The organism is Streptomyces sp. NPDC058579, assembly GCF_042718575.1.
Taxonomy (GTDB): domain Bacteria; phylum Actinomycetota; class Actinomycetes; order Streptomycetales; family Streptomycetaceae; genus Streptomyces.
On sequence record NZ_JBHXPI010000009.1, the window covers coordinates 122,130 to 147,455 of the forward strand.

Annotated in this window: 23 protein-coding genes; 8 read left to right on the forward strand and 15 right to left on the reverse strand. The window is 72.9% G+C overall.

The features are described from left to right. Positions 1 to 53: 53 nt before the first annotated feature. The gene (gene soxR, locus ACFWRO_RS14680; RefSeq protein WP_384509473.1) at positions 54 to 518 is read right to left on the reverse strand and encodes a redox-sensitive transcriptional activator SoxR; all 465 of its coding nucleotides are present in this window, start codon (positions 516 to 518) and stop codon (positions 54 to 56) included. 124 nt (positions 519 to 642) lie between these two features. On the opposite strand from soxR, the gene ACFWRO_RS14685 reads away from it, so the two are divergent. Continuing rightward, the gene (locus tag ACFWRO_RS14685) at positions 643 to 1,104 is read left to right on the forward strand and encodes a MaoC family dehydratase (protein WP_384509476.1); all 462 of its coding nucleotides are present in this window, start codon (positions 643 to 645) and stop codon (positions 1,102 to 1,104) included. Here ACFWRO_RS14685 and ACFWRO_RS14690 read toward each other — a convergent pair. The 3 genes from ACFWRO_RS14690 to ACFWRO_RS14700 all read right to left on the reverse strand — a co-directional run bounded on the left by ACFWRO_RS14690 (position 1,095) and on the right by ACFWRO_RS14700 (position 3,315). Continuing rightward, entirely contained in the window at positions 1,095 to 1,721 is a 627-nt protein-coding gene (locus ACFWRO_RS14690; RefSeq protein ID WP_384509478.1) for a TetR/AcrR family transcriptional regulator, read from the reverse strand. The genes ACFWRO_RS14685 and ACFWRO_RS14690 overlap by 10 nt on opposite strands. Before the next feature lie 64 nt (positions 1,722 to 1,785). Then, complete coding sequence (locus ACFWRO_RS14695; protein ID WP_384509481.1) at positions 1,786 to 2,073, reverse strand: YiaA/YiaB family inner membrane protein; 288 nt, start codon at positions 2,071 to 2,073, stop codon at positions 1,786 to 1,788. Positions 2,074 to 2,163: 90 nt separating this feature from the next. Further along, positions 2,164 to 3,315 (reverse strand): acyl-CoA dehydrogenase family protein, encoded by a 1,152-nt coding sequence (locus tag ACFWRO_RS14700; protein ID WP_384509484.1) that lies wholly within the window; start codon positions 3,313 to 3,315, stop codon positions 2,164 to 2,166. Positions 3,316 to 3,401: 86 nt separating this feature from the next. Between ACFWRO_RS14700 and ACFWRO_RS14705 the strand changes: the two genes are divergently transcribed. From ACFWRO_RS14705 to ACFWRO_RS14715, 3 genes are read left to right on the forward strand one after another with little or no spacing between them, the layout of a single operon-like run. Continuing rightward, positions 3,402 to 4,118, forward strand: a complete 717-nt coding sequence (locus tag ACFWRO_RS14705) for a TetR/AcrR family transcriptional regulator (protein ID WP_384509487.1) — start codon at positions 3,402 to 3,404, stop codon at positions 4,116 to 4,118. Positions 4,119 to 4,136: 18 nt separating this feature from the next. After that, the gene (locus ACFWRO_RS14710) at positions 4,137 to 4,832 is read left to right on the forward strand and encodes an ArsR/SmtB family transcription factor (protein WP_384509490.1); all 696 of its coding nucleotides are present in this window, start codon (positions 4,137 to 4,139) and stop codon (positions 4,830 to 4,832) included. Between the two features lie 32 nt (positions 4,833 to 4,864). Further along, the gene (locus ACFWRO_RS14715) at positions 4,865 to 5,827 is read left to right on the forward strand and encodes a DMT family transporter (RefSeq protein WP_384509493.1); all 963 of its coding nucleotides are present in this window, start codon (positions 4,865 to 4,867) and stop codon (positions 5,825 to 5,827) included. On the opposite strand, the gene ACFWRO_RS14720 is transcribed toward ACFWRO_RS14715, so the two are convergent. The 11 genes from ACFWRO_RS14720 to ACFWRO_RS14770 all read right to left on the reverse strand — a co-directional run bounded on the left by ACFWRO_RS14720 (position 5,824) and on the right by ACFWRO_RS14770 (position 20,292). After that, positions 5,824 to 6,909: a Zn-dependent alcohol dehydrogenase gene (locus tag ACFWRO_RS14720; protein WP_384509495.1), complete on the reverse strand. Its 1,086-nt coding sequence runs from the start codon at positions 6,907 to 6,909 to the stop codon at positions 5,824 to 5,826. The genes ACFWRO_RS14715 and ACFWRO_RS14720 overlap by 4 nt on opposite strands. 47 nt (positions 6,910 to 6,956) lie before the next feature. Beyond that, on the reverse strand, positions 6,957 to 8,348 hold the full coding sequence (locus ACFWRO_RS14725) for an aldehyde dehydrogenase family protein (RefSeq protein ID WP_384509498.1): 1,392 nt from the start codon (positions 8,346 to 8,348) through the stop codon (positions 6,957 to 6,959). A gap of 105 nt (positions 8,349 to 8,453) precedes the next feature. Further along, on the reverse strand, positions 8,454 to 8,927 hold the full coding sequence (locus ACFWRO_RS14730) for a DUF3574 domain-containing protein (protein ID WP_384509500.1): 474 nt from the start codon (positions 8,925 to 8,927) through the stop codon (positions 8,454 to 8,456). Between the two features lie 602 nt (positions 8,928 to 9,529). Then, positions 9,530 to 10,300: a class F sortase gene (locus ACFWRO_RS14735; RefSeq protein WP_384509503.1), complete on the reverse strand. Its 771-nt coding sequence runs from the start codon at positions 10,298 to 10,300 to the stop codon at positions 9,530 to 9,532. After that, the gene (locus ACFWRO_RS14740; protein ID WP_384509506.1) at positions 10,287 to 11,201 is read right to left on the reverse strand and encodes a hypothetical protein; all 915 of its coding nucleotides are present in this window, start codon (positions 11,199 to 11,201) and stop codon (positions 10,287 to 10,289) included. The genes ACFWRO_RS14735 and ACFWRO_RS14740 overlap by 14 nt, the downstream gene beginning before the upstream one ends. A gap of 182 nt (positions 11,202 to 11,383) precedes the next feature. Then, on the reverse strand, positions 11,384 to 12,787 hold the full coding sequence (locus ACFWRO_RS14745; protein ID WP_384509711.1) for a CitMHS family transporter: 1,404 nt from the start codon (positions 12,785 to 12,787) through the stop codon (positions 11,384 to 11,386). A 151-nt stretch (positions 12,788 to 12,938) separates the two neighbouring features. Next, positions 12,939 to 15,146, reverse strand: a complete 2,208-nt coding sequence (locus ACFWRO_RS14750) for a molybdopterin oxidoreductase family protein (RefSeq protein WP_384509509.1) — start codon at positions 15,144 to 15,146, stop codon at positions 12,939 to 12,941. A 151-nt stretch (positions 15,147 to 15,297) separates the two neighbouring features. Continuing rightward, positions 15,298 to 15,933 (reverse strand): TetR family transcriptional regulator, encoded by a 636-nt coding sequence (locus ACFWRO_RS14755; RefSeq protein ID WP_384509512.1) that lies wholly within the window; start codon positions 15,931 to 15,933, stop codon positions 15,298 to 15,300. Positions 15,934 to 16,064: 131 nt separating this feature from the next. Further along, entirely contained in the window at positions 16,065 to 17,360 is a 1,296-nt protein-coding gene (locus tag ACFWRO_RS14760) for a hypothetical protein (protein ID WP_384509515.1), read from the reverse strand. Next, entirely contained in the window at positions 17,357 to 18,181 is an 825-nt protein-coding gene (locus tag ACFWRO_RS14765) for a hypothetical protein (protein ID WP_384509518.1), read from the reverse strand. Before ACFWRO_RS14765 ends, ACFWRO_RS14760 begins: the two co-directional genes overlap by 4 nt. Beyond that, positions 18,178 to 20,292, reverse strand: coding sequence for a right-handed parallel beta-helix repeat-containing protein (locus ACFWRO_RS14770; protein ID WP_384509520.1), 2,115 nt, complete (start codon positions 20,290 to 20,292; stop codon positions 18,178 to 18,180). The genes ACFWRO_RS14765 and ACFWRO_RS14770 overlap by 4 nt, the downstream gene beginning before the upstream one ends. Positions 20,293 to 20,503: 211 nt before the next feature. Between ACFWRO_RS14770 and hmgA the strand changes: the two genes are divergently transcribed. The 4 genes from hmgA to ACFWRO_RS14790 all read left to right on the forward strand — a co-directional run bounded on the left by hmgA (position 20,504) and on the right by ACFWRO_RS14790 (position 25,163). Further along, a complete protein-coding gene (gene hmgA / locus ACFWRO_RS14775) occupies positions 20,504 to 21,826 on the forward strand; it encodes a homogentisate 1,2-dioxygenase (RefSeq protein ID WP_384509523.1) in 1,323 nt (440 codons plus the stop codon). A 29-nt stretch (positions 21,827 to 21,855) separates the two neighbouring features. Then, on the forward strand, positions 21,856 to 22,605 hold the full coding sequence (locus tag ACFWRO_RS14780) for a GntR family transcriptional regulator (RefSeq protein ID WP_384509525.1): 750 nt from the start codon (positions 21,856 to 21,858) through the stop codon (positions 22,603 to 22,605). 133 nt (positions 22,606 to 22,738) lie between these two features. Beyond that, positions 22,739 to 23,896: a type ISP restriction/modification enzyme gene (locus ACFWRO_RS14785; RefSeq protein ID WP_384509714.1), complete on the forward strand. Its 1,158-nt coding sequence runs from the start codon at positions 22,739 to 22,741 to the stop codon at positions 23,894 to 23,896. 70 nt (positions 23,897 to 23,966) lie between these two features. Next, positions 23,967 to 25,163, forward strand: coding sequence for a CaiB/BaiF CoA transferase family protein (locus ACFWRO_RS14790; RefSeq protein WP_384509528.1), 1,197 nt, complete (start codon positions 23,967 to 23,969; stop codon positions 25,161 to 25,163). Positions 25,164 to 25,326: the final 163 nt, after the last annotated feature.

A 25,326-nucleotide genomic window follows, 5' to 3' on the forward strand; every position in this document is an offset into this window, starting at 1 on the left:
GCCCGTCCACGGGGGTGGCGGGCCCCTCTTCGCCGTCCTCGGGACGAGAGGCCCTACGCCTTGCGGCGCTCCCCCATCAGGCGCGAGCCGGTGAGCTGTTCGCCGATCACGTCGTCGGGGTTGGACAGGACGCATTTGCGCAGGGACAGGCACCCGCAGCCGATGCAGTCGCTCAGATGGTCCCGCAGCCGCCCGAGCTGCTTGATCCGTTCGTCCAGCTCCGTGCGCCACGCCGCCGAGAGCTGTGCCCAGTCCTCGTTGGTGGGCGTGCGCTCCTCGGGGAGTTCGGCGAGGGCGGTACGGATGGTCGCCAGCGGGATGCCGACGCGCTGCGCGGCCCGGATGAAGGCGACCCGGCGGAGGGTGTCACGGCCGTAGCGGCGCTGGTTGCCGCTCGTACGGCGGCTGCGGATCAGGCCCTTGGTCTCGTAGAAGTGCAGGGCGGACACCGCGGCCCCGCTACGGGCGGACAGCTGGCCGACGGTGAGTTCGTGAACCTTCTCGGGAATCTGGGGCACCCTTCGAACCCTACTGTTCGGGCCCTACGGTCCGTTGACAGCGGGCCCCCCGCCCCACATGCTGAGCAAGCGCTTAGAAACACCGTACGCAGGAGTCACAGGTTCACGAAGGGACGAGGGAAACATGGCTGAGCCGAGGATCTTCACCTCCGCCGAAGAGCTGCGTGCCGCCGTCGGCGAGCAGCTGGGACACAGCGAATGGCTGGAGATCGAGCAGAAGCGGATCGATCTGTTCGCCGACGCGACCGGTGACCACCAGTGGATCCACGTGGACCCGGAACGGGCGGCCGGCGGGCCGTTCGGGAAGACCATCGCGCACGGCTATCTGACGCTCTCGCTGCTGCCCACCCTGGTCCCGCAGATCATGCGCGTCGAGGGCATGAAGATGGGCCTCAACTACGGGACCAACAAGGTCCGTTTCCCCGCCCCCGTGCCCGTCGGCTCTCGGCTGCGCGCCGGGGCCGTCCTGACCGAGGTGACGGAGGCCGGCGGCGGGGTCCAGGTGACCGCGACCGTGACGGTGGAGCGCGAGGGCGGCGACAAGCCGGTCTGCGTCGCCGAGTCGGTCTCGCGCTACTACTTCTGAGCGCCGACCATCCGCAGCACGAGGTCGGCGTAGAGCGCGCCGACCTCGTCCGGCGTCCGGCGGCCCTGGGTGTTGAACCAGCGCGAGACGTCGATGCAGAGCGAAAGCACCGCGACGGTCGTGCCCGCGACGTCCGGCACGTCGAACTCCCCCGCCGCCACGCCCTCGTTGATGATCCGGCGCACGGTGGCGTCGGACTCCCGGCGCAGCGCCACGATCTCGGTGCGGTGCTCGGGCCCGAGGGCGTCGAGCTCGTACTGGACGACCCGCGCCGTGGTGTGCCGCTCGGCGTGCCAGCGCACGAAGGACCGTACGGCGTCGGCGAGCCGCTCGCCCGCCGCGCCCTCGCCGTCGGCGGCGTCCCGGAGGATCTCCAGGGCCTTGTCGTGGCCGATGCGGCTGATCCGGTGGAGCAGCTCTTCCTTGGTCTTGTAGTGGATGTAGAGCGCGGCCGGGCTCATGCCGGCGCGGCCGGCGATGTCCCGGGTCGTGGTGGCGTGGTAGCCGCGCTCGGCGAACGCCTCGACGGCCGCGACGAGCAGCCGCCTGGCCGCCTCGGGCGTGACCTCGCCCCACGGCGCGTCCTCGCCGCCGGGCGTCTCCTCAGCGACGCTCATGGTTCGCCCCTTCTCCAGCCGTCAGGACGAACACCATACAACGAAGCTGAGCAAGCGCTTAGCCTCAGAGCTTCTGGAAGGGGTCGTGCTCGGCGAGGAGCTTCTCCAGCCGGGCCTGGTCGACCCGGCTGACGATCTGGCCCGCCTCCTGCCGGTCGCGGACGACCTTGGCGAGGGTGAAGGCGGAGGTCGTGAGGTAGAGGACGGCGATGGCGAGGAAGGACCGCACCCAGGCGTCCGCCTCCAGATTGAAGATGCCGATGCCCACGGCCGCGAGCGCGAGCCCGAAGGAGATGACGGCCTGCAGGTGGTAGGCGGCCGTGTTCTGCTGCTTGACCGGTGTGTCGCTCATGACCCCAGCATCCGGCGGATGTGGCGCGGGCCACATCCGTCCGGATACTCAGCCGCGTCCCGCTCTGTACTCAGAACGCCGACACGCCACTCAGAACGCCGACACGCCCGTCAGCGCGCGCCCGATGATCAGCTTCTGGATCTGGCTCGTGCCCTCGTACAACGTCATCACGCGCGCGTCGCGCAGCAGCTTGCCGACCGGGTACTCGTCGATGTAGCCGTAGCCGCCGAAGACCTGGAGGGCGTTGTTCGCCGCGCGCACGGCGGCCTCGGAGGCGTACAGCTTGGCCTTGGAGGCGGCGGTGGCGAAGTCCTGGCCGCGGTCGATCAGGTCGGCGACCCGCCAGGTCAGCAGCCGGGCGGCGTCCACGTCGACGGCGATGTCGCTGATCAGCTCCTGCACCAGCTGGTACGAGGCGATGGGCTTGCCGAACTGCTCGCGCTCCCCGGCGTACCGCACGGCGGCGTCGAGGGCGGCCTGCGCGATGCCGACGCAGCCTGCGGCGACCGACATCCGGCCCTTGGCGAGGGCGGACATGGCGACGGAGAAACCTTTGCCCTCGGGGCCGAGCATCGCGGAGGCGGGGACGCGCACGTCCTCCAGGACCAGTTCGGCGGTCGCCTGGCCGCGCAGACCGAGCTTGCCGTGAATGGTGCGGCGGGTGAGGCCTGGGGTGTCGGTGGGGACGAGGAAGGCGGAGACACCCTTGTGGCCGGGGGCGTCTCCGGTACGGGCGAAGAGCAGGACCACGTCGGCCCAGGTGCCGTTGGTGATGAACATCTTCGAGCCGTTGACGACGTACGCGCCCCCCTCGCGTACGGCCCTGGTGGCGAGGTTGCCGGCGTCCGAGCCTGTGCCGGGCTCGGTGAGACCGAAGCAGCCGAGGGCCTCGCCGGAGGCGAGCCGGGGCAGCCAGGTCCGCTTCTGCTCCTCGTCGCCCCAGGAGGCGATGGTCTTGGCGACGAGGCCGAGCGAGACGGAGACGATGCCGCGCACGGAGGAATCGCCGCGGCCGAGCTCCTCGGTGACGAGGCAGTAGGAGAGGTGGTCGCCGCCCGAACCGCCGTACTCCTCCGGGATCGTCAGGCCGAGGAAGCCGACGGCCCCCAGCTTCTTCACGATCGCCCGGTCCACGTTCTCGGCCCGGTCCCACGCGACGACGTGCGGGGCGACCTCGCGGGCGACGAAGTCCTCGGCGAGCCGCCGCACGGCTTCCTGTTCCTCGCTGAGCTCCAGGTTCACGACGCCACCGACCTTAGGAGAACGACTGGGAGGGAGGGTTTAATTAGCACTGCTAGTTTCTGCTGCGCAGGCCTACTATGTGCGCCATGGCCCGACCGCGCAAGCCCCTCCTGAGCAGAGAACGCATCGTCGAGACGGCGAGCGCGCTCGTGGACGCCGAGGGCCTCGCGGCGCTCTCGACGCGGCGGCTGGCGGCCGAACTCGGAGTCAGCGGGCCGTCCCTCTACAACCACTTCCGCACCAAGGACGAGATCCTGGACGCGGTCGCCGACGCGGTCAGCGCGAAAGTCGACCTGTCGATGTTCGAGGAGGGCGACGACCGTGACTGGCGTACGGCCCTGCACGACTGGGCAGCCTCGTACCGCGCCGCCCTCGCCGACCACCCGAACATCGTCCCGGTCCTCGCCCAGGGCCCGGGCCGCCGCCCGGCGGGCCTGCGGGTCGCCGACGCGGTCTTCGGCGCGATGGTCCGGGCCGGCTGGCCCCCGGCTCAGGCGACGTACATCGGCGCGCTGATGCGCTACTTCGTCACCGGCTCGGCCCTGGGCTCCTTCGCGCGCGGCTTCGTCGACGACGAGGCGGCCTATGACCCGGCCGACTACCCCCACCTCGGCCAGGCCCATCTCCTCGCGGAACACCGCCAGAAGGTCGACGAGGGCGCCTTCGACACGGGCCTGCGGGCGCTACTCGACGGGCTGGCGATGCAGTACGAGGCTGCGGTGGCCCGAGGGGAGGCTGGGGCGGCCCGGGGGAAGGCGGGGGTGGCCCCGGGGAAGGACGCTTCGGCCGTCGCCGAACGGTAGTCGCGCGATCCTGGACGCATGGCATCCAAAGACCTGGCCGCGCTCGCCGCGCTCTTCGCCGACGAGACCCGTGCCGCCTTCGTACTCGCTCTGCTCGACGGGCGGGCCTGGACCGCAGGGGAGTTGGCGCGGCACGCGCGCGTGGCGCCGTCGACCGCCAGCGAGCACCTCGGGAAGCTCGTCGCGGGCGGGGTGCTCGCGGAGGAGCGACAGGGACGGCACCGGTACGTCCGGCTCGCCGACCCGGGGATCGCGCATCTCGTGGAGGACCTCGCCGCACGGTCACAGCCCGCGCTCACCGGACCGCCGGCGACGCTCGGCGCGGCGGGGGCCGGGCGGGCGATGGCCCGTGGCCGTACCTGCTACGACCATCTCGCGGGGAGGCTCGGGATCACGATCACCGAGGCCATGACCGCGCGCGGACTGCTGCGCCAGGACACCGGGTTCGCGCTCACCGACCGGGGCGTCGAGTGGTTCGGGGAGCACGGCATCCCGCTCGCGCCCCGGGGCCGGCGGCCGATCGCCCGCGGCTGTCTCGACTGGACCGAGCGCAAGCCGCATCTCGCCGGGATCGCGGGCGCGACGCTCTGCGCCCATGCCCTGGAGAGCGGCTGGTGCGTACGGATCGGCTCGGAGCGCGCGGTGAAGGTGACCCCCGTCGGGGAGCGCGCGCTCCAGGAGGCGCTGGGCATCGACCCGGCGATATTGCGGTGAGCGCCGAAGGGTCCGGGGCCTACGGTCACCCCATGACCGACTCCCCCGCCACGTCCCCCGCGTCCCCCACATCCCACGCCGGCTCGCGCCTGGCGATCGCCGCCGCCGGCGTCACCGTCGTCCTGTGGGCCTCCGCCTTCGTCTCGATCCGCAGCGCCGGGGAGGCCTACTCCCCCGGCGCGCTGGCCCTCGGCCGACTCCTCTCCGGGGCCCTGGTCCTCGGCGTGGTCCTGTTGGTCCGTCGGGAGGGGCTGCCGCCCCGGGCGGCGTGGCCGGGGATCGCGGTCTCCGGGGTCCTGTGGTTCGGCGCGTACATGGTGGCGCTCAACTGGGGCGAGCAGGAGGTCGACGCGGGCACGGCCGCGATGGTCGTGAACATCGGGCCGATCCTGATCGCCCTGCTCGGCGCCCGGTTCCTCGGCGAGAAGCTGCCGCCCCGACTGGTCGCGGGCATGGCGGTGTCCTTCGCGGGCGCGGTGGCCGTCGGGCTCTCCATGTCGGGCGAGGGCCACGCCTCCGTGCTCGGCGTCTTGCTCTGCCTGGTGGCGGCGATCGCGTACGCGGGCGGTGTCGTCGCCCAGAAGCCGGCCCTGGCGCACGGCAGCGCCCTCCAGGTCACGACCTTCGGGTGCCTCGTCGGCGCGGTGGCGTGCCTGCCGTTCGCCGGTCAGCTGGTCGACGAGGCGGCCCGGGCGCCGCTCCCGGCGACCCTGAACATGGTGTACCTCGGGGTCTTCCCGACCGCTCTCGCCTTCACGACCTGGGCCTACGCCCTGGCCCGTACGACCGCAGGCCGCATGGGCGCGACGACCTACGCCGTACCGGCGCTCGTGGTCCTCATGGCGTGGGTGTTCCTCGGGGAGCTGCCGGGCCTGCTGACGCTCGCGGGCGGTGCGCTGTGCCTGGCGGGTGTGGCGGTCTCGCGCTCCCGGCCGAAGCCTCCGTCCGAGCAGGAGGCGCCGGCCGAGAGCGTCGATTCCACCGAGGGCCGCTAGAAGACGACCAGCGCCCGGCCGCCCTTGCCCGCGAGCATGTTGTCGAAGGCGCCCGGGATGCCGTCCAGGGTGATGCGTTCGGTGACCAGCGCGCCCAGGTCGAGGCGGCCGGCCCGGATGTGCTCGGCGAGCACGGGCAGGTCCTTGGCGGGGTCGGAGTTGCCGTACACGCAGCCGGACAACGTCCGGCCCCAGTGGAAGAGTTCCAGGGCGTGGAAGGTGACCTGCTGGTCCTTGCCGCCGATGCCGACGACCGTGGTGCGGCCGCCGCGCCGGGTGGAGTCCCAGGCGGTACGGATGGTGGTGGCGCGGCCCACGCACTCGACGGCCACGTCGGCGCCCTGGCCGCCCGTCAGCTTCCGGACCTCCTTGGCGGTGGTCTCGGATGCGACGACGTACTCGGTCGCCCCGGCGGCCCGGGCCAGGGCCTCCTTCTCGGGCGAGACGTCCACGGCGATGATCGTCGACGCGCCCGCGATCCGGGCGGCCTGGATGGTGGCGAGGCCGACGCCGCCGACGCCGTACACGACGACGGTCTCGCCCTGCCGGACCCGTGCCGAGTGGTGGATCGCGCCCCAGCCGGTGAGGACGGCGCAGCCGAGGAGGGCCGCGTCGGTGAGCGGGACGCCGTCCGGGACGGGCAGGACGCACTTCGCCGCGACGACGGTCTCCTCGGCGAAGGCGGCCACGTTGAGCCCGGGGTGGAGGTCGGTGCCGTCCTCGGTGGTGGCGTGGAGGTTCCCTGCGCCGGTCAGCGCGTCGGCGCAGAGCCAGACCTCGCCGAGCGAGCACGGGTGGCAGGCGCCGCAGGACGGCGCCCAGTTGAGGACCACGCCGTCGCCGGGGGCGACGTGCGTGACGCCCTCGCCGACGGCGACGACCGTGCCGGCGCCCTCGTGGCCGAGGACGGCGGGGACGGGCACCCGCATGGTGCCGTTGGAGAGGGAGAGGTCGGAGTGGCAGACCCCGGCGGCGGCGAGGCGGACCCGGACCTGGCCGGGGCCGGGCTCGGGCAGCCGTATCCCGGCGATCTCCAGGGGAGAGCCGACGGCGGGCAGGAAGGCGGCGCGGACCACGCTCATGACGCGTCTTGCTCCTCAGGTGCTTCGAAGGGCCGGATCGGCGGGGGTCAGAACTGGAGGGACTTGGTCTGGAGGTACTCGGAGAGGCCGTGCGCCCCGAGTTCGCGCCCCACGCCCGACTGCTTGTAGCCGCCGAACGGGGCCAGCGGGTTGAAGCGGCCGCCGTTGATGTCGACCTGGCCGGTGTCCATGCGGCGGGCGAAGGCGACGGCCGCCTCCTGCTCGCCCCAGACGGCGCCCCCGAGCCCGTACACCGTCCCGTTGGCGATGGCGAGGGCGTCGTCCTCGTCCTCGTACCGCAGGATCGAGACGACCGGGCCGAAGATCTCCTCCTGGGCGATCGTCATGTCCGGGGTGACGTCGGCGAAGACCGTCGGGGAGACGTAGTAGCCGGTCTCGCGCGGGGCCTCGGGGCCGCCCGCGACGATCCGGGCCCCTTCCTCGACGCCCTTCTCGATGTAGCCGCGCACCCGCTCAAGCTGCTTGGCGTTGACGAGCGGGCCGACGCGCTCGCCGGGGACGTACTTCGCGACGGCCTCGGCGGCCAGCGCCACCGCCTCGTCGTACTGGTCGCGGTGGACCAGCATCCGGGTCCAGGCGCTGCACGTCTGGCCCGAGTTGCCCATGACGTTGGCGACGCCGACGGCGACGGCCTTGCCGAGATCGGCGCTCGGCAGGATCACGTTGGCGGACTTGCCGCCGAGCTCCAGGGCGACCCGCTTGACCGCGCCGCCCGCGAGGGCGCCGATCCGGCGGCCGACGGCGGTCGAGCCGGTGAAGGAGACGAGGTCGACGTCCGGGTGCTCGGCGAGCGCCTGCCCGGCGACCGGGCCGAGGCCGGTGACCAGGTTGAAGACCCCGGCCGGGAGGCCCGCGCCGTGGACCGCCTCGGCGAAGAGCTGGGCGGTCAGCGGGGTGTCCTCTGCGGGCTTCAGGACGACGGTGCAGCCCGCCGCGAGCGCGGGGGCGACCTTGGCGACGATCTGGTGGAGCGGGTAGTTCCACGGGGTGATCGCGCCGACGACGCCGACCGGCTCGGAGTAGACGGTCGAGTTGCCGACCTTCTCCTCGAAGGAGTGGGCGGCGGCGAGTTCGGCGTACGTACCGGCCACGGCGATCGGCAGACCCGCGTGGACGGCGGACGCGAGCTGCGGCGGCGCACCGAGCTCGGCCGTGACCGTCGCGGCGATCTCCTCGGCACGGGCGGCGAGGCCGTCGCGGAGCGCGCCGATCAGCTTGGCGCGCTCGGCGGGCGGGGTGGCGGCCCAGCCGGGGAAGGCCGCGCGGGCGGCCCGTACCGCGGTGTCGACGTCCTCGGCATTGCCGGCCGGCACATGGGCGATGACCTGCTCGTCCGCCGGGTTGACGACCGGAATGGTGTCCGTGGAGGCGGCGGGACGCCACTCCCCGCCGATGTACATCGCGTCGTGGCTCTTCATCCGCTGCTCCTTCGGTTCCTGGGTTCTTCCGTCTTCGTCACCGGCCGGTACCGCACGCCCCATCCGGCACCAAACTAGCGCTGTTAGTTTTTCAGCGCCAGAGCCTCAGAAGTCGGCCAGGGTCGGCTCGTCGAGCCGGGCCACCGACTCCTGCCCGAAGGCCGTCCGGTACGCCTCCCTGACCTCCTCGATCCGCGGATCGTGCACCCGCGCCTCCGACGCCGGGTACAGCAGGATCAACTCGTACGAGCGTTCCCGCTCGATGGTCCCGTTCTTGTCGCGCCACTGTCCACGCCCGTTCTGGACAGTAAGACCGGCCGGAAACCCGGGGGTCACCTCGGCGTCGACGAAGGCCATGAACTGCTCGTCGGTGACGGCCGGGCCGCCGTCGGGGCGCTCGGTCCCGAAGAAGAGCCGGGTCTCGACGTACGCCTTGCCCCGCGCCTGCGCGGTGACGGAGGTCCGCGCGGGCGTCTCCGCGCCGAGGGTGGCGTACGCGGTGGGGGCGCCGGCGGCGATCAGGAGTCCGGCGATGGCGAAGGCGACACGGGTACGGGTGGTCAGCGGGCGCAGCGGCATGGACACGACCTTCTCGATGCGGGTTCAGGTTCGGACCCCGGGGCGGTCCGAGGCTCAGTAACTCCCCAGTAACGGACCAGTTCTAGCGTCCCGGCCGAGCCCGCCCGTCACGTTGGCGCTCCTGGTCACCGGTGAGGCGGGCCTGGGCAAGACCCGCCTCGTCGGCGACGCGGCCCGCAGAGCGGCCGAGGAGGCGACAGCCGTCCTGTGGGGGGCGGGCCACGACGCGGAGGGAGGACACTCCGTACGGTCCGTGACGCGGTGCCGAGGAGGAGCGGGACCGGCTGCTCGGCGAACTGGCGGCGGAGCGGCCCGTGATGCTGGTGCAGGACGACATCCACGCGGCGTTTGCGGGCTCGTTCCAGCCCCTCAGCCATCTTGCGCGCCGGGTCCGCGAGTCCGGAAGGGGTTGGCGATTCCTCGCCACCGCCGGCCCCCGACGGAGGCTCGCGCCACGCACGCCGCCGCCCTCGCGGCCCTCGGCCGCGCGGGTGAGGCGGCGGAGGGGTTCGACAGGGCGGCGGCGTTGGCGGCGGAGCCGCCGTATCCGGCGGGTTCGCTCCGGGTGGCACGGGCGCGCGGGAAGGCGGGCGGCGCGTCGCTCAGATCGTCCGGGCGACGTCCGTGAGGTGGGCGAAGACGACGATGTTCGACGCGTAGCCCTTCTTCGGGTCGAAGGAACCGCCGCAGGTCAGCAGCCGCAGTTCGGGGCGGCCCGTGGAGCCGTAGACCTCCTGGTCGGGGAATTCCTCCTTCGTGTACGTCTTGACCTTGTCGACCTTGAAGACGGCGACCTTGCCGTCCGCACGGGCGACCCGGACGGTGTTGCCGGGGGCGAGCGAGTCGAGATTGAGGAAGATCGCGGGCCCCGTGCGGGTGTCGCGATGGCCCACGACGACCGCGGTGCCGAGCTCGCCCGGGGCAGGACCGCGCGTGTACCAGCCGACGATCCGGGGGTTCTCGATCGGCGGTGAGCCGAGCTGCCCGGCCCCGTCGAGGCCCAGGCCCATGACCGGGGCCTCGATGGTGATCGCCGGGATGGCGAGGCTGGTGGCGCGCGAGCGGGTCAGGGGCGCGGGCGACGGCGCGGGCCTGGCCGGGGCCGTCTTGGGCGGGGCCTTCGCCGGGGCATCGGACCGCGTCTCCGCCTTCGGCTTCTGGTCGCGCTCCCGCCCGGCTTCGCCCGGGGCCCCTGGCGCGCCCTGGTCCACCGCGCGCGTGGCCGCGGCGGCGGCCTCCGGCGGGTCGGACGGTTCGTCGTCCGAGGCCCACCAGATGCCGCCGCCGACCAGTGACAGGGTCACCAGCACGGTCCGCGCGAGCCGGAGGAGGCGGCGCTGCCTGCGCGTGGTGCGGGACCTACGACTCGCCATGCGTACGGCGTCGGTTCCGGCGTACGAGGATCAGGCCCGCCGTGCCCGCGAGGCCCGCGGCGAGGGCCGCTCCGACCCCGAAGGCGGAGCCGTCGTCGGAGGACGTCGTGTCCGCGCTGCCGCCGCCACCGGCGCCGACCGGACCGTGCGGGGGCTTGTGCGGGGGCTTCTGGGTGGTGCCGTTGCCACCGTTCTCGGTGCCGGTGGTGCCGGTGGTGCCGGTGCTGCTGGTGCTGCCGGTGTCGCTGGTGGTGCCGGTGGTGCCGCCGTTCCAGCCGCTACCGCCGCTGCTGCCGCTGCCTCCGCTACCGCCGTTTCCACCTCCGTTGCTTCCGTTGTTGTTCGGTGGCGGCGCGGTGGCGGTGGCGGTCGCGCTGGCGCTGGCGCTGGCGGTGCTGCCGGGCCAGCCGCTTCCATTGCCACCGTTGCCGTTTCCGCCGTTCTCACCGCCTCCGTTCGGTGGCGGAGGGGTGACATCCGGGTTGGTCACGTCGTCCAGGCACTTGACGGTGAAGTTCTTGCTCTTCTTGGCGCCGAGCTGGCCGACCCAGCTCCATTCGAGCCGGTACTTGCCGTCGGGCAGCTCCATGTCGGCGGTGAAGCCGTCGCCCTCGGCGTTGATGGCGATGTCGCCATCCTTGACCGGGCTGACCTTGTTCTCCGGGACGACCTCCCAATGGACCGAGAGCAGGTCGTCGAAGTTGAAGGCCGCGAAGTGGAACTTGCAGACCCTGGAGTGGTTGCTCTGATTGGGTTCGGCCGTGCCCTCACGATGGATCTTGATGTCGCCGTTGTCGCCGGGTGCCGCGTACGCGGCCGGGGCGCCGGCCAGGGCGACGGCTCCGAGGGCGATCGACGCGGCGGCGACGGACAGCAGGGGACGTACTGCCAGAGCGGTCATGCGGGGGTTCCTCCAGTCATGAAGACACAGACAATCAACCGATAATCGGACTATGTGTCATGACTGGAATACAGAGAGTGGCAGCAGCGCCGCGTCACCCTCCGTTTTTCACTCCCCCAGCGGAGGCCGGGTCGCCCTCCGTCCCCCTCGCCGCCGGACTGTCCCGGCTAGATGACCCCGAGCTAGATGATCCCGAAGAGAATCCCCGCCGCCAGGACCACCAGCGAGGTGAGCGCCGCCCACTTCACGGTGAACCGGGTGTGGTCGCCGAACTCGACCTTCGCCATGCCGACCAGCACGTACACCGCCGGGACCAGCGGGCTGGACATGTGCAGCGCCTGGCCGACGATCGAGGCCCGGGCGATCTCCAGCGGCGACACGCCGTGCGCCGCGCCCGCCTCGGCGAGGACCGGCAGGACGCCGAAGTAGAAGCCGTCGTTCGACATGAAGTACGTCAGCGGGAGGCTCAGCACGCCCGTGACCAGCGCCATGTGCGGGCCCATGCCCTCCGGGATCGCGCCCACGAGCCAGTCGGCCATGTGCTTGACCATGCCCGTACCGGTGAGGACTCCGGTGAAGACGGCGGCGGCGAAGACCATGCCGGCCACATTGAGGACGTTCTCGGCGTGCGCCGCGATCCGGGCCTTCTGGTCGGCCATCTTCGGGTAGTTGACCGAGAGGGCGAGGGCGGCGCCGAGGAGGAAGAGGACCGGGATCGGCAGCAGTTCGAGGATCATCGCGGTCAGCAGCGCGACAGTGAGGCCCGCGTTGAACCAGTACAGCTTGGGCCGGAGCGTCGGCCGGTCCGGGGCGAGCCCCTGGAAGCCCCCGTCGGGCACCTCGGCGCCGTCCAACGGCAGGGAGCCGGAACCGGAACCGGACGCCGCCACCGCGGCCGCGCCCGTACCGCCGCCACCCGCCGTCACCAGAACGGTCTCCGTCTGCGGCTCAAGCACCTCGTCCAGGGTGAGGTAGCCGATGCGCTTGCGCTCGCGGCGGCCGAGGACGTACGCGAGGCCGAAGACGAAGAGCAGGCCCATACCGAGCGCCGGGATCATCGGGACGAAGATGTCGGCGGCGTCCACCTTGAGCGCGGTCGCGGCCCGGGCGGTCGGGCCGCCCCAGGGCAGGGTGTTCATGACGCCGTTCGCGGTGGCCGCGATGCCGGTCATGACGACCAGACTCATGCCGAGCCGCTTGTAGAGCGGGTACATCGCCGAGACGGTGATCATGAAGGTGGTGGAGCCGTCGCCGTCGAGCGAGACGATCGCGGCGAGCACCGCCGTACCGACCACCACACGCACCGGGTCGGCCTTGCAGAAGCGCAGGATGCCCCGGACGATCGGGTCGAAGAGGCCGACGTCGATCATCACACCGAAGTAGACGATGGCGAACATGAGCATCGCGGCGGTGGGCGCGAGCTTCTCGACGCCGTCGATGACGTAGTCGCCGAGTTGTGCGCCCTGCCCGACGGCCACGCAGAACAGCGCGGGGATCAGTACGAGCGCCGCGATCGGCGACATCTTCTTCGTCATGATCAGGACCAGGAAGGTCGCGATCATGGCGAAGCCGAGGACGGTCAGCATGGAGGACACCTCACGTTCACCCTTGAACTCACACCGGGGCGGCTCGCTCCGGTGCGGCGGTCCGGATGACGTTAGGTGGCCTCTTCTGCCGTTAACAAGATGTTGACGCGTGAGCAATACGAGCAAAACTCCAGGTCAACGCGGTGGCCGGCTACGGCAGGGGCGCCAGCTCCACGGGGAATCCGTTGAGCACGGCGGTGCCGGACAGCGGGTCGAGCCGGGAGCCGTCGAGGAGCTGGTTGACGTTGACGCCGGGGCGGGCGGCGGCGACCGCTAGCCGGGTGCCGGACCGGTCGTGGCCCCAGCCGTGCGGCAGGCTCACCACCCCGCTCCGTACGGCGTCGGTGATCTCCACCTCGACCTCGAGGGCACCGCCCTCCGCCGCGATCCGGGCGGGTTTGCCGTCGGCGAGGCCGAGGCGGTCGGCGTCGGCCGGGTGGACCTGGAGGGTGCACCGGTTCGAACCGCTGTTGAGGGACGGCGCGTTGTGCAGCCAGCTGTTGTTGGAGCGCAGATGCCGGCGGCCGACCAGGACGAGGCCGCCCGGCTCGGCGTCGAGGGCGGCGCGCAGCCGGGGCAGGTCGGCCGCGATCGGGTCGGGGAGCAGCTCCACGCGCCCGCTGCGGGTCTTGAGGAGCCCGGGGAGCCGGGGCTTCAGGGGGCCGAGGTCGATGCCGTGCGGCGCCGCGAGCAGGTCGTCGAGGGTGAGGTCGTACGGGCCGAGGCGGAGCATCAGGTCGAGGCGCCGCTCGGGCCCCGTCGCGCCGCTCAACCCGGCGGCGACTGCCTTGGGGTCGGCGCCGTGGACGGGCGAGTGCGGTTGGGTGACGGCCTTGGCGAGGGTGGCGTCGATGGCGAGTTCGTCGACGGCGGAAGGCGGGGCTCCCAGCATCCCTGAGACGGCGAGGACCAACCGGGCGTGGATCTCGCACTCGTCCATGCGTCCCTCTTCCAGAGGGACGGCGGCCGGGGTGAAACGGGCCTGGTTGCGGACGGCGAAGCCGTTGAAGGCGAAGTCGAAGTGGGCGCTCCGCGAGGGCGGCGGCGGGGGCAGGACGACGTCGGCGTGGCGGGTGGTCTCGTTGAGGTACGGGTCGACGGCGACCATGAAGTCGAGGGTGCCGAGCGCCCGGTCGAGGCGGAGCCCGTCGGGGGCGGACAGGACGGGGTTGGCGGCGAGGGTGATGACCGCGCGGATGCGCCCGTCGTCCTCCGTCGCGCCCTCCGTCTCGATCTCCTCGGCGAGGGCGGCCATCGGGAGTTCGCCCTTGGCCTCGGGGTGGCCGGAGACCCTGCTGGTCCAGCGGCCGAGCGCGAAGCCCTTCCCGGGGCCGGCCGGTCGGGGTGCGGGGGCGGTGGCGGAGAGCGGGAAGAGCGCGCCGCCGGGCCGGTCGAGGTTGCCGGTGAGGACGTTGAGGACGTCGACCAGCCAGTTGGCGAGGGTGCCGTACGCGACGGTGGAGCTGCCCATCCGGCCGTAGACGGCGGCCGTGGGCGCGGCGGCGAGCTCGCGGGCGACGGTACGGAGGGTGGCGGCGTCCACGTCGCAGGCGGCGGCGACGGCCTCGGGCGTGAACTCCCGTACCGCCTCCCGTACCTCCTCGATGCCCTGGACGTGGTCGGCGAGCGGGCCGGGGTCGGCGAGGCCCTCCGCGAAGAGGGTGTGCACGAGCGCGGCGAGGAAGAGGGCGTCGGCGCCGGGGCGGATGGCGAGGTGGCGGTCGGCGAGCCGGGCGGTGCGCGTACGGCGCGGGTCGACGACGGTGAGGGTGCCGCCGCGCCTGCGCAGGGCCTTGAGCTTGCCGGGGAAGTCGGGGGCGGTGCAGAGACTGCCGTTGGAGTCCAGCGGGTTGGCGCCGAGCATCAGCAGGTGGTCGGTGCGGTCGAGGTCCGGGACGGGGATGGCGAAGGCGTCGCCGTAGAGCAGTCCGCTGGAGACGTGCTTGGGCATCTGGTCGAGCGTGGAGGCGGTGAACAGGTTACGGGTGCGCAGGGCGCCGATCAGCAGCGGCGGGTAGAGGGCGCCGGCCATGGCGTGGACGTTCGGGTTGCCGAGCACGAGGCCCACCGCGTTCGGACCGTGCGTCTCGATCAGCGGCCGGATGCGGGCGGCGATGGTGTCGAACGCCTCGTCCCAGGTGGCCTCCTGGAGCGTGCCGTCCTTGCGGACGAGGGGCCCGGTGAGCCGGTCGGGGTCGGCGTCGACCTCGCCGAAGGCGGCGCCCTTGGGGCAGATGAAGCCCTGGCTGAAGACGTCGTCACGGTCACCTCGCGCGCCGGTGACTTTGGTTCCGTCGAGGGTCAGGGTCAGCCCGCAGGTGGCTTCGCAGAGGGGGCAGATGCGCAGGGCGGTGGACATGGCGGACTCCCTGGAGCGGCGACGGTGGCGCGCGGGCACCTGCGAGCATACCGACCGGTACGGACGGTGGGGAGGGTCCGTCGGTCCGTAGGTCCGTGGTCCCTCGATCCGTCGGCCCGTCGGTCCGCCGGTCCGCCGGTCCGCCGGTTCGTCAGCTCAGGGAGGGCGCGAGATAGGCGTAGAGGAGTTCCCGCGTCTCGGCGATGAGCGCGGGGTCGCCGGACGGGGCGGCGCGGAAGGCGAGTTGGAGCAGTGCGTCGGCGGCCTCGACACCGACCAGGACCTTGCGGCGCAGCGCCTCGTCGGCGGTGCGGCCGAGATGGTCGGCGAGGAGACCGCAGAGCCGGTCGGCGACGAGGTGGTTGGCGTCGCCGCCCGAATCCCCCTCGGCGGAGCCCTCGTCGACGGTGGGCGCGGGAACACCGAAGTCGACGAGCGCGAAGCCGGGGACGGTGCGCTTCATCGCGATGTACTCGTCCAGGACGCCGTCGATCGCGCTGTACGCGTCGACCCGGCCGGTCGCGGCGAGGCGGGCGGAGATCCGCTCGGCGTAACGGTCGAGGTTGCGGTGGGCGAGGGCGTCGGCCATCGCGCGCTTGTTGCCGAAGAAGCGGTAGACGGAGCCGATGGGGACGCCCGCGCGCACGGCGACCGCGCGGGTGCTCAGCTGCTCGTAGCCGGTCTCGTCGAGGAGTTCGGCGCAGGCGTCGAGGATCCGGGCGAGGCGCTCGGCGCTGCGCTGCTGGACGGGGGTGCGACGGAGGGATGGCTGGGGCACGGGGTCCATGATGCCGCTCCGTTCCCGGTCGGGTCAGGCGATGGGCGGGGCGCACGACGAACAGGACGCGCGACGGGCAGGGGCGGGCCGCGCGACGAGCCGGACGCGCGAAGGACGGGACGCGGCGCGCGACGGGCGGGTCAGGCGATGAGCAGGCCGATGCCGCCGAGGGTGTACGTGATCATCAGCGCGAACAGGGGGAGTTGGCCGGCCACGGCCCGGGCGGGCGGGAAGAGGCGCACGGCGCGGTCGTGGGCGGCCACGACGCCAATGACGTGGCCGGTGACGATGGCGGTGACCTGGAGGGTGGCGAGGGCGCCGGGGCTCAGCGGTGGGGCGGGCGCGAGGGCGTTGTCAGTGCCGACTGCCATCATGACGGTACGTGGTCCTTCGGTGACGAAGAGTGTGAAGTAGTGGGCGACGAGATAGCCGAGGGCGATGGGCAGGAGGGAGTGGGCGAAGGAGGTGAGAGGACTGGTGAGTTCGCGGGACATCAGGCGGAGGGTGCCCGCGCAGAGGCCGTAGAGGGCGGCCACCAGGGCGATGGCGGCGAGGAGGCCGAGGGTGGCGGTGGCGGTCGGACCGAGGGGGGAGGTCTGGAGGGTGGTGATCCAGCGGGGGTTGTCGGAGAAGCCGTCGTAGGCGGTGGAGCCGAGCAGGACGCAGACGGTGGCGACGAGGCCGGGGACCTGCGGGGTCGAGTCGAGGCTGTTGAAGGGGGAGCGCAGGACGAGTCGGCCGTCGGCCCGGCGGCCGAGCGGGGAGAGCCGGGCGAGGAGGGCGGAGTAGACCTCGAAGGGGTCGGCGTGGGCGAACCAGTCGGGGCCGTGGCGGGCGGCGCCGAGGAGGCCGGTGGCCGTGAGTACGGCGAGGAAGGTCAGGAGGGTGGTGGTGGACGCGGGGTCGGGCACGGCGAGTTCGAGCCAGGCGAAGAGGAGCAGGCCCGCGGCGGCGGGGCGGATGCCGAGACCGGCGGGCAGGGGGCGGGGTGCGCGGGGAGCGGGGAGCAGCGCGTGGAGGGCGCGCAGGGGGTTGAGGAGGCGCCAGACGGGCCCGAGGAGAAGGGAGGCGGGGACGAGGCCCACCCAGAGCAGGACGTAGACGGCTCCGGGCGCGGGGTTGTGGTCGGGGTCGTCGGGACCGAGGAGGAGGTACAGGAGGACGGCGGTGGCGGCGGCCGCTCCGACGAGACGCAGGGCGTTACGGGTGGCCGGGGCGTCGGCGACGCGCTGGACGGCGGCGGGCAGCGGGCGGCCCGCCCGGTCGCCGCGGAACCGGGAGGTGGGCCAGAGCAGGCCGAGGGCCAGGAAGGAGACGAAGAGCGCGGCGAAGGCTCCCGCGTAGGCGTAGAAGGGCGAGAGCGGGAGGTCGTGCTGGGAGCCGATGCCGTGGGCGAGGAGGTGGGCTGGGGTCGGGGGGTGCGCGGCGGCGGTCACCGGACGACGAGCTGGGTCAGGAGGAGGCCCGAGCCGTGGGTCTCGACCTCGAAGAGACCCGTGCGGTCGGCGGTGAAGGTGAGAGTGCCGGGTTCGCCGGGGGTGAGGGGCAGTTCGCGGTCGTAGCCGTGGACGTGGAGGGTGTCGGCGCGGTCGGCGGTGACGCGGAGGGTGAGCTGCTCGCCCTTCTTCAACTCGACGCGGGAGGGCGGTGGTTGGACGGACTTTCCGGTGACGGTGATCTCGACGGTCCGGCCGGGGGCGGGGGTGGTGTTCCCGGGCGCGGAGGTCGTGGGAGCGGTGGCGGCCGACGCCGGAGGGGTGCCGGAGGGGGTACCGGCGCCGGTGGTGAGGGGGACGGTGGCCTCGACCGGCTTGCCCGCTACCGCCCAGACGGTGTGGTCGTCGGCGTGGAGCCGGACGGTGACCGAGCGGGCGCCGGGCGGGACGTGGTGCCAGGGGCCGTAGGCCCGGCCGGCCTCCTTGCCGTCGACCAGGAGCCGGGCGTGGCCACGGCCCGGGATGGCCGCGCCGCCGACGCTCTCGGGGGTGAAGCGGAACCTCCCCACGGTGACGTGGATGTTCCAACCGCCCTCGGAGTCGGGCCGCACCTCCACGCGCACGGCGGGGGCTCCTTCCGCCGGTACCTCCCGCAGCCGGTGCCCGGCCTCGTCCGTCGCCGCGAGCAGGGTGCCGCTGCCGCCGGTGGCCTCCTGGTGGCTGGTCCCCGGCTTGTGGTGGGTCGTCGCCCGCCCGCCACACCCGGTGGCGGTCAGGACGACGACGAGGACCACCCCGGCCAGCGCGCCCGCCCGCCTCACGAGGCGCCCCCGTCGCTCGCCTCGCGCGCCGCCGTCGTGACCGGCGTCGGGTGGTCCGAGTCCGGGTCCGGGGCGGGTTCGTGGTCGCCCGCTCCCCCCGGGGCGCGGCGGCCGGCGGCGATCACGGCCCACAGGACCCAGACCACCGCGAGGAGCCCGCGCAGCCAGGCGGGGCTGAGGGGGATCCAGGGGATCATCAGGACGGCCTTGTCGAAGGCGTCGAGGAGGGTGAGGGCTCCGAGCGCCAGGGTGGTCCAGGCGAAGACGGGGCGGGTCGGGCGCAGGGCGAGGCCGACCACGGTCCACCAGGCGCCGATCAGGAGGAGCGCGAGGGCCGGGAGCGGGCCGGAGGCGAGGCCGAGGGTGGAGCCGGCCACGTCCAGGGCCAGGCCCACGAGGCCCAGGAGGGTCGCGAGGCCCGCGAGCCGGTGGCCGCGGAGCCTGCGCCACCACAGGGCGCCGCCCACGAGGGCGAGGACGACGGCGATCCCCAGGGCGAGCTGGGTCTCGACGCGCTGGATGCCCCGCGCGCCGTACCAGTCGCAGCCGGCGGGCAGCCGGCGCGCCTGGACGTTGTAGTCGGCGCACACCAGGAGGTGGGCGAGCTTGGCCGGTTCACCGACGAGCCGGTCGGTGTTCCCGAAGACCTCGCCGCGCCGCTTCCCGCACTCGGGCAGGGCGCCGGGGCTGGAGGCCCCCGCCGGCTTGCCCTCCGCCTGCCAGCAGTTGCCGCCGCCCTGCCCGTCCCACCACACGTCCGTGCGGTTGGGCCGGGAGGCGCCGGAGCGGTCGACGCCCAGGTGGTTGCCGGCGTAGCGGTTGTGGTGGGAGGTGTCGGTCTGCTTGCCCCAGGCCGACTCGCCCCGGATGAAGGCGGGGACGGCGCTCAGGAAGAAGGCGGCGCGCTGGTGTCCGTACACCCAGTTGTTCTCGTACAGGTTCCAGTTGCCGCCCGCCGTGATGATGCCGGTGCCCGGCGGCATGGAGATCTGCGGGCAGACGACGCCCTGTTCGTAGCCGCGCTCGACCGGGGGCTTGGCGCAGGTGCCGTCGGCGACGTACCGGTAGTAGTTCTGGTTGTTGTCGTGGATCAGGTTCCGCTCGAAGCGGGCGTGGTTCTGCGGGAGTCCGGGGTGGCCGGGGAAGGCGGAGTCCATGGAGGCGCCGCCCATGTTGTGGTCGAACTCGTTGTCGTGGACGTAGACGGAGTCTCCGGCCGTGCCGCTGTAGCCGACCATGTTGTGGTGGCTGCGGCAGCCGGTGATCTCGATGGAGTAGCGCGGGACGTCGTAGCCGCGGCCTTCGTTGATGTCGGAGGCCGAGCCGGGGTAGATGCCTGAGTCCCCGTTGCCGTACGACTCGCAGTTCTTGTAGAGGCCGTGGTCGGAGGCGAAGGTGAGGAAGCCGTACTCGTCGTTCCACCGGGTGAGCACGTCGTCGATGACGAAACCGTCGGCCGCGAGGACGTACAGCGAGTTGAAGGTGGTGCGCTGGGCGGTGAAGTTACGGAAGTAGACGCCGTCGGATGCGTCGGCGCGCAGCGCGTTGAGCTTGGTGTACTTCGCGTCGAAGACGACGTCCAGGCGGGAGGCGCCGGTGCCCTCGATCTGGAGGTTCTTCTTGCCGAGGATCGCGACCAGGTTCTGGTTGTGCGGGCACTGCTTCTGCTGCTCGTACGACAGGATCTGGTAGCCGAGCGCCGACTTGGGGGCCTTCAGCGCGGCGCAGGCGCCGGCCGGCGCGGGCTGAGAAGGCTCCTCCTCGTACAGGCCGGGCAGGACGGCGATGGTCATCCCGGGCCGGTCGACGGCGTCGACGGCCTCCTGGAGATGGCGGAAGCCGCTGCGCGCGCAGCGGTCGAAGAGGGCCAGGTTCCGGGCCTTCAGCTCGGCCGGGAAGCCGGATATCCGGCGGTCGAAGTCGACCCGGCCGGTCTTGCAGACCAGGAGATCGGGCTCCCCCGTACGGAGCGTCGGCACGCTGCCGGTGCCGTCGGGGAAGGTGACGGGCCGCTCCTCATGGGCCTGGGCCCCGGGGGCGGTGACGAGGGCGGCGACGAGCGCCGCGAGAACGACCGAGAGCGCGACAAGGAGCCTGCGGGTCCACGACATGCGCGTGAGAGTAGAGCATTGTTCATCTTTTGGAACCCCTCATGCGCACATCACGTCGAACCGAGACCTCGGGGACCCTCGGGAGACCCCGGAGACCCCCGGAGACCCCCGGCGACCCCCGATCGCCCCTCGGCGCCCCGTTGACGCGAGCGGGCGCGGAATCCTACGGTCATGCATAGGATTGTTTTGGGCGTCAGGACAGGAGCGTGCGATGACCACGGAGAACACCGAGCGGGCGAGAAAGACGGCCGACGGGCTCCAGTACTCCACCGGCTTCGGCAACGAGCACACCTCCGAGGCGGTCCCCGGCGCGCTGCCGCACGGCCGCAACGCGCCGCAGCGCGCGCCCCTCGGCCTCTACGCGGAGCAGCTGAGCGGCAGCGCGTTCACCGAGCCGCGCGCCCACAACCACCGCTCGTGGCTCTACCGGATCCGCCCCTCGGCCGCGCACCCCCCGTTCACCCGGATCCAGAACGGCGCCGTCCGCTCCGCGCCGTTCACCGAGACCGTCCCCGACCCGAACCGGCTGCGCTGGAACCCGCTCCCCGACCCGGCGCCGGCGACGGACTGGCTGGCCGGCCTCTGGACGCTCGGCGGCAACGGCGACGCGACGCAGCGCACGGGCATGGCGGTGCACCTCTACCACGCGAACGCCTCCATGGAGCGGGTCTTCAGCGACGCCGACGGCGAGCTGCTGATCGTCCCCGAGCGCGGCGGCCTGCTCCTCCGTACGGAGCTGGGCCTGCTCGCCGTCCACCCCGGCGAGATCGGGCTGGTCCCCCGGGGCGTCCGCTTCCGCGTCGAACTCCTCGACGCGACCGCCCGCGGCTACGTCTGCGAGAACTACGGCGCCCCCTTCCAGCTCCCCGACCTCGGCCCGATCGGCGCCAACGGCCTGGCGAACGCCCGCGACTTCCGGGCGCCCGTCGCCGCGTACGAGGACGTGGAGGGCCCGGTCGAGGTCGTCAACAAGTTCTGCGGCAACCTCTGGTCCGCGACCTACGACCACTCTCCGCTCGATGTCGTCGCCTGGCACGGCAACCACAGCCCGTACGTCTACGACCTGCGCACCTTCAATGTCATCGGGTCGATCTCCTACGACCACCCCGACCCGTCGATCTTCACGGTCCTCACCTCGCCGACCGACACCCCCGGTCTCGCGGGCGTCGACTTCGTGGTCTTCGCCCCGCGCTGGCTGGTGGGCGAGGACACCTTCCGGCCGCCGTACTTCCACCGCAACGTGATGAGCGAGTACATGGGCCTCATCGAGGGCGCGTACGACGCGAAGGCCGAAGGCTTCGTCCCCGGCGGCGGATCCCTCCACAACATGATGTCCGCGCACGGTCCCGACCGGGAGACCTTCGACCGGGCGAGCGCCGCCGAGCTGAAGCCGCAGAAGATCGACGACGGTCTTGCGTTCATGTTCGAGACCCGCTGGCCGGTGACCGCCACCGCCCAGGCGGCCGGCGCCGACCACCTGCAGAACGCATATGACGACGTATGGCAGGGTCTTCAGCGCCACTTCCGGCCGTAGAGTCTCGCTGTCGTCGTACGGAGAACGCCGTGACCGCCTTCGCTCCCGACTCGCTGGTCCTGAACCGCAAGCTGCCGCTCTGGTATCAGGTCTCGCAGTCGCTGCGCGCCTCGATACTGGGCCGCACGCCCGACGCGTCGCTGCGGCTGCCCACCGAGGAGCAGCTCGCCGCGCACTACGGCGTGAGCGTGCTGACGATGCGGCAGGCCCTGAAGGAACTGGAGCAGGAGGGCCTGATCAGCCGGCACCGGCGGCGCGGCACCTTCATCGAGCCGGGTGCCCGGCGCGCCTCCCCGCGCCGGCTGCTCGGTTCGATCGACGCGATCGTGGCCCAGCAGTCCGGCGAGCGGACCACCGTCCTCGACCACGGCACCGAGCCGGTGCCGGGTGAGCTCGCCGAGTTCTTCCCCGATGTCGCGGAGGTGGTCGCGTACAAGCGGCTGCGCCGCGACGGGGAGAGCGGCGAGCCCACCAACTGGGCGGAGAACGCGGTACGTCCGGACGTGGCGGCCGGTCTCGACCCGGCCGACCTGGAGCGCTGGCCGATGACGAAGGTGCTGCGCGACGTGGTGGGCGTCCGGATCAGCCGGATCACGGACACGGTCGAGGCCCGGCTCGCCGACCCGGAGACGGCGGCCCTCCTCCAGGTGCCACTGCTCTCGCCGATCCTGCACTACACGGGCGTCACCTACGACGAGGACAGCCGGGTGGTGGACGTGGCCCGGATCCGGTACCGGGGCGACCGCTTCTCCTTCACGGTGACGGTGGAGGCGCAGTGAGCCAGCGGGACGGTGGAGGCGTCGCACTGAGCCTGAGCCACCGGCACGGTGGAGGCCCGCCGAGCCCGCTCGCTAGCATCCGAGGGTGACCCGAGACGTACCGCTGGACGACGCGCCCCTCCTGGACGAGCTGATGCCGTGGTCCGTCGCGCCGCTGCGGCTCGGCCGGTCCTGGGTCGTGGCGCCGGACGTCCGCACGCTGCGCGAGCGCTGGAACCGGCTCGTCGCCGCCGGCCCCGAGGAGCGCGAGGAGCTGTTCCGGTCCAGCCGGGCGCGCACGCCGTCGAGTTCGGTGGCCGCGCTGCCCGGGCAGCGGACCGGCACGGTCCGGTTCGCCCGTGAGCCGGGGCCGTGCCCGGAGCCCGTACGGCTCGCCCACGGGCCCTTCGACGAGCAGTGGCTGCTCCCCGACCACCGGCTCATCGACACCGCGCGCCCCGAACTGTGGCGGGTCGCGGACGAGCGGCAGCTCTTCGCCGTCGAGCAGGGGTACGTGCCGGGCGCGGCCGGCCCCGCGCTGCTCGTGACGGCCGCGCTGCCGGCCGGCCGCTCCCCCGCGGGACGCCCGGGCCGGATCCGCCCGCTGTTCCGCCGCCCCGGGGGCGAGGAGCCGAACCTCGCGCCCGGCCTGCTGCCCTGGCTGAGTGAGCGGTACGGGACTCAGGTCACCGCCCCCGATGTACTCGCCTGGGCCCTGGCCGCCGCCCGCCCCTCCCCCGCCGGCTGTCGTGTCCCGCTCCCGGCGGGCCCGGACGTCTGGGCGGCGGGCGTGGCACTCGGCCGCGGGCTCACGGACATCCAGCTGCGGGGCGCCCGGGGCGGCGAGCGCCCCCGGCTGCCCGGCGGGCGCAGGCCCTACGTCCGGGCACCGATCCCGGCCCGGCCGACCACGCTCGCGTACGAGCCCGGGGAGGAGACCCTGACGCTCGACGACGGCAGGATCTCGCCCGTCCCGGCCGATGCCTGGGACTTCCAGGTGGGTGGCGTACGGATGCTGGAGCAGTGGTTCGCGCACCGGACCACGCCCGCCGAGCCCGGCTCCCTGGAGGCGATCGGCCCGGCGGCCTGGCCGCAGGAGTGGACCTCCGAACTCCTGGAGCTCATCACCGTGCTCGCCCTCCTCGCCGCCCGGGACGACGAGCGCACGAAGCTCCTCGCGGACGCGCCGCTCCTGCCCCGCACGGCACTGCGCGACGCGGGCGTCCTGCCCGTACCGGCCACGGCCCGCCGCCCCGCCTCCGTACTGGACCACCAGGAGGAGGGCCCGGAGGGCCAGTTCGCCCTGCTCTGAGCAACAGGTCCGGCCCGCGTGACGAGGGCGACGGTGACAGAGGGCGGTCCGCAGGGTAGGCAGGGCTGTCATGAGCACTCAGCCACTTCCCCTGGCGGGGATCACGGTCGTGGCGGTCGAGCAGGCCGTCGCCGCCCCCTTCGCCACCCGCCAGCTCGCCGATCTGGGCGCCCGGGTCATCAAGATCGAGCGCCCCGACGGCGGTGACTTCGCGCGGGGTTACGACACGGCGGCCCGGGGGCTCGCCTCGCACTTCGTGTGGTGCAACCGGGGCAAGGAGTCGGTCGCCGTCGACCTCAAGGACGGGCGCGGTCTCGACCTGGTCCGCCGGCTCGTGGCCGGCGCGGACGTCTTCGTACAGAACCTGGCGCAGGGGGCGGCGGCCCGGCTCGGTCTGGACGCGGCCACCCTGTGCGCCGCGTATCCCCGGCTGATCGCGGTGGATGTCTCGGGGTACGGGCCGGGCGGGCCGTACGCGCACAAGCGGGCGTACGACATGCTCGTGCAGTGCGAGGCGGGGCTCGTGTCGGTGACCGGGACGGCGGAGCAGCCGGTGAAGTCGGGGATCCCGGCGGCCGACATCGCGGCCGGGATGTACGCGTACGCGGGTGTCCTCGCCGCGCTCGTGCGGCGCGGGACGACCGGGCGGGGCGGCCCGGTGGAGGTGTCGCTGCTCGACTCGCTGGCCGAGTGGATGGGGCATCCGCTGCACCACGGGATGCATGGAGGCACTGCCCCGGCGCGCACGGGGCTCGCGCACGCTGTCATCGCGCCGTACGACGCCTATCCGACCGCCGACGGAAGCCTCGTGCTGCTCTCGGTGCAGAACGACCGCGAGTGGCGGCGGCTGGCCGAACAGGTCCTTGATCGGCCGGATCTGGCGGACGATCCGGCCTTCGCGACGAACACGGCCCGGGTCGCCGGCCGCGCGGCGACGGACGCGGTCGTGGCCGGGGCGTTGGCGCCGCTGACGGCGGCGGAGGCGCTGGCGCGCCTTGACGCGGCGGGGATCGCGTGCGCGCGGTTGAACACGGTGGCGGACCTGGCGGCCCATCCGCAGCTGGCGGCGCGGGAGCGGTGGCGGGAGGTGGAGTCGCCGGTGGGGCCGTTGAGGTCGCTGGTGCCGCCGGTCACGTTCCCGGACGGGCCGGACGCACCGATGGGGCGTGTGCCGGGTCTTGGTGACGACACGGACGTCGTGCTGGGGGAACTGGGTGTTCCCCCGGAGGAGCTGCGGGCGCTACGGGCGGACGGTGTCGTGGCGTGACGCCCCACGGGGCCGGCCTGACGTCCCACGGGGTCGGCGGGACGCCCCACGGGGGTGGGCGCGCTCGCTCGGGGGTGGCGTGCTCGCTCGGGGTGAAAGCCCACCCCGTTCCGCCTCGGCGGAACGAAGGTTCACTGACACCCCTGCCGGTCGGACCCTCTTT

Coding starts and splice junctions, on each gene's coding strand:
- ACFWRO_RS14685 (WP_384509476.1), top strand. CDS start 643: ATGGCTGAGCCGAGGATCTTCACCTCCGCCGAAGAGCTGCGTGCCGCC.
- ACFWRO_RS14690 (WP_384509478.1), bottom strand. CDS start 1,721: ATGAGCGTCGCTGAGGAGACGCCCGGCGGCGAGGACGCGCCGTGGGGC.
- ACFWRO_RS14695 (WP_384509481.1), bottom strand. CDS start 2,073: ATGAGCGACACACCGGTCAAGCAGCAGAACACGGCCGCCTACCACCTG.
- ACFWRO_RS14705 (WP_384509487.1), top strand. CDS start 3,402: ATGGCCCGACCGCGCAAGCCCCTCCTGAGCAGAGAACGCATCGTCGAG.
- ACFWRO_RS14710 (WP_384509490.1), top strand. CDS start 4,137: ATGGCATCCAAAGACCTGGCCGCGCTCGCCGCGCTCTTCGCCGACGAG.
- ACFWRO_RS14715 (WP_384509493.1), top strand. CDS start 4,865: ATGACCGACTCCCCCGCCACGTCCCCCGCGTCCCCCACATCCCACGCC.
- ACFWRO_RS14720 (WP_384509495.1), bottom strand. CDS start 6,909: ATGAGCGTGGTCCGCGCCGCCTTCCTGCCCGCCGTCGGCTCTCCCCTG.
- ACFWRO_RS14725 (WP_384509498.1), bottom strand. CDS start 8,348: ATGAAGAGCCACGACGCGATGTACATCGGCGGGGAGTGGCGTCCCGCC.
- ACFWRO_RS14730 (WP_384509500.1), bottom strand. CDS start 8,927: ATGCCGCTGCGCCCGCTGACCACCCGTACCCGTGTCGCCTTCGCCATC.
- ACFWRO_RS14735 (WP_384509503.1), bottom strand. CDS start 10,300: ATGGCGAGTCGTAGGTCCCGCACCACGCGCAGGCAGCGCCGCCTCCTC.
- ACFWRO_RS14740 (WP_384509506.1), bottom strand. CDS start 11,201: ATGACCGCTCTGGCAGTACGTCCCCTGCTGTCCGTCGCCGCCGCGTCG.
- ACFWRO_RS14745 (WP_384509711.1), bottom strand. CDS start 12,787: ATGCTGACCGTCCTCGGCTTCGCCATGATCGCGACCTTCCTGGTCCTG.
- ACFWRO_RS14750 (WP_384509509.1), bottom strand. CDS start 15,146: ATGTCCACCGCCCTGCGCATCTGCCCCCTCTGCGAAGCCACCTGCGGG.
- ACFWRO_RS14755 (WP_384509512.1), bottom strand. CDS start 15,933: ATGGACCCCGTGCCCCAGCCATCCCTCCGTCGCACCCCCGTCCAGCAG.
- ACFWRO_RS14770 (WP_384509520.1), bottom strand. CDS start 20,292: ATGTCGTGGACCCGCAGGCTCCTTGTCGCGCTCTCGGTCGTTCTCGCG.
- hmgA (WP_384509523.1), top strand. CDS start 20,504: ATGACCACGGAGAACACCGAGCGGGCGAGAAAGACGGCCGACGGGCTC.
- ACFWRO_RS14785 (WP_384509714.1), top strand. CDS start 22,739: ATGCCGTGGTCCGTCGCGCCGCTGCGGCTCGGCCGGTCCTGGGTCGTG.
- ACFWRO_RS14790 (WP_384509528.1), top strand. CDS start 23,967: ATGAGCACTCAGCCACTTCCCCTGGCGGGGATCACGGTCGTGGCGGTC.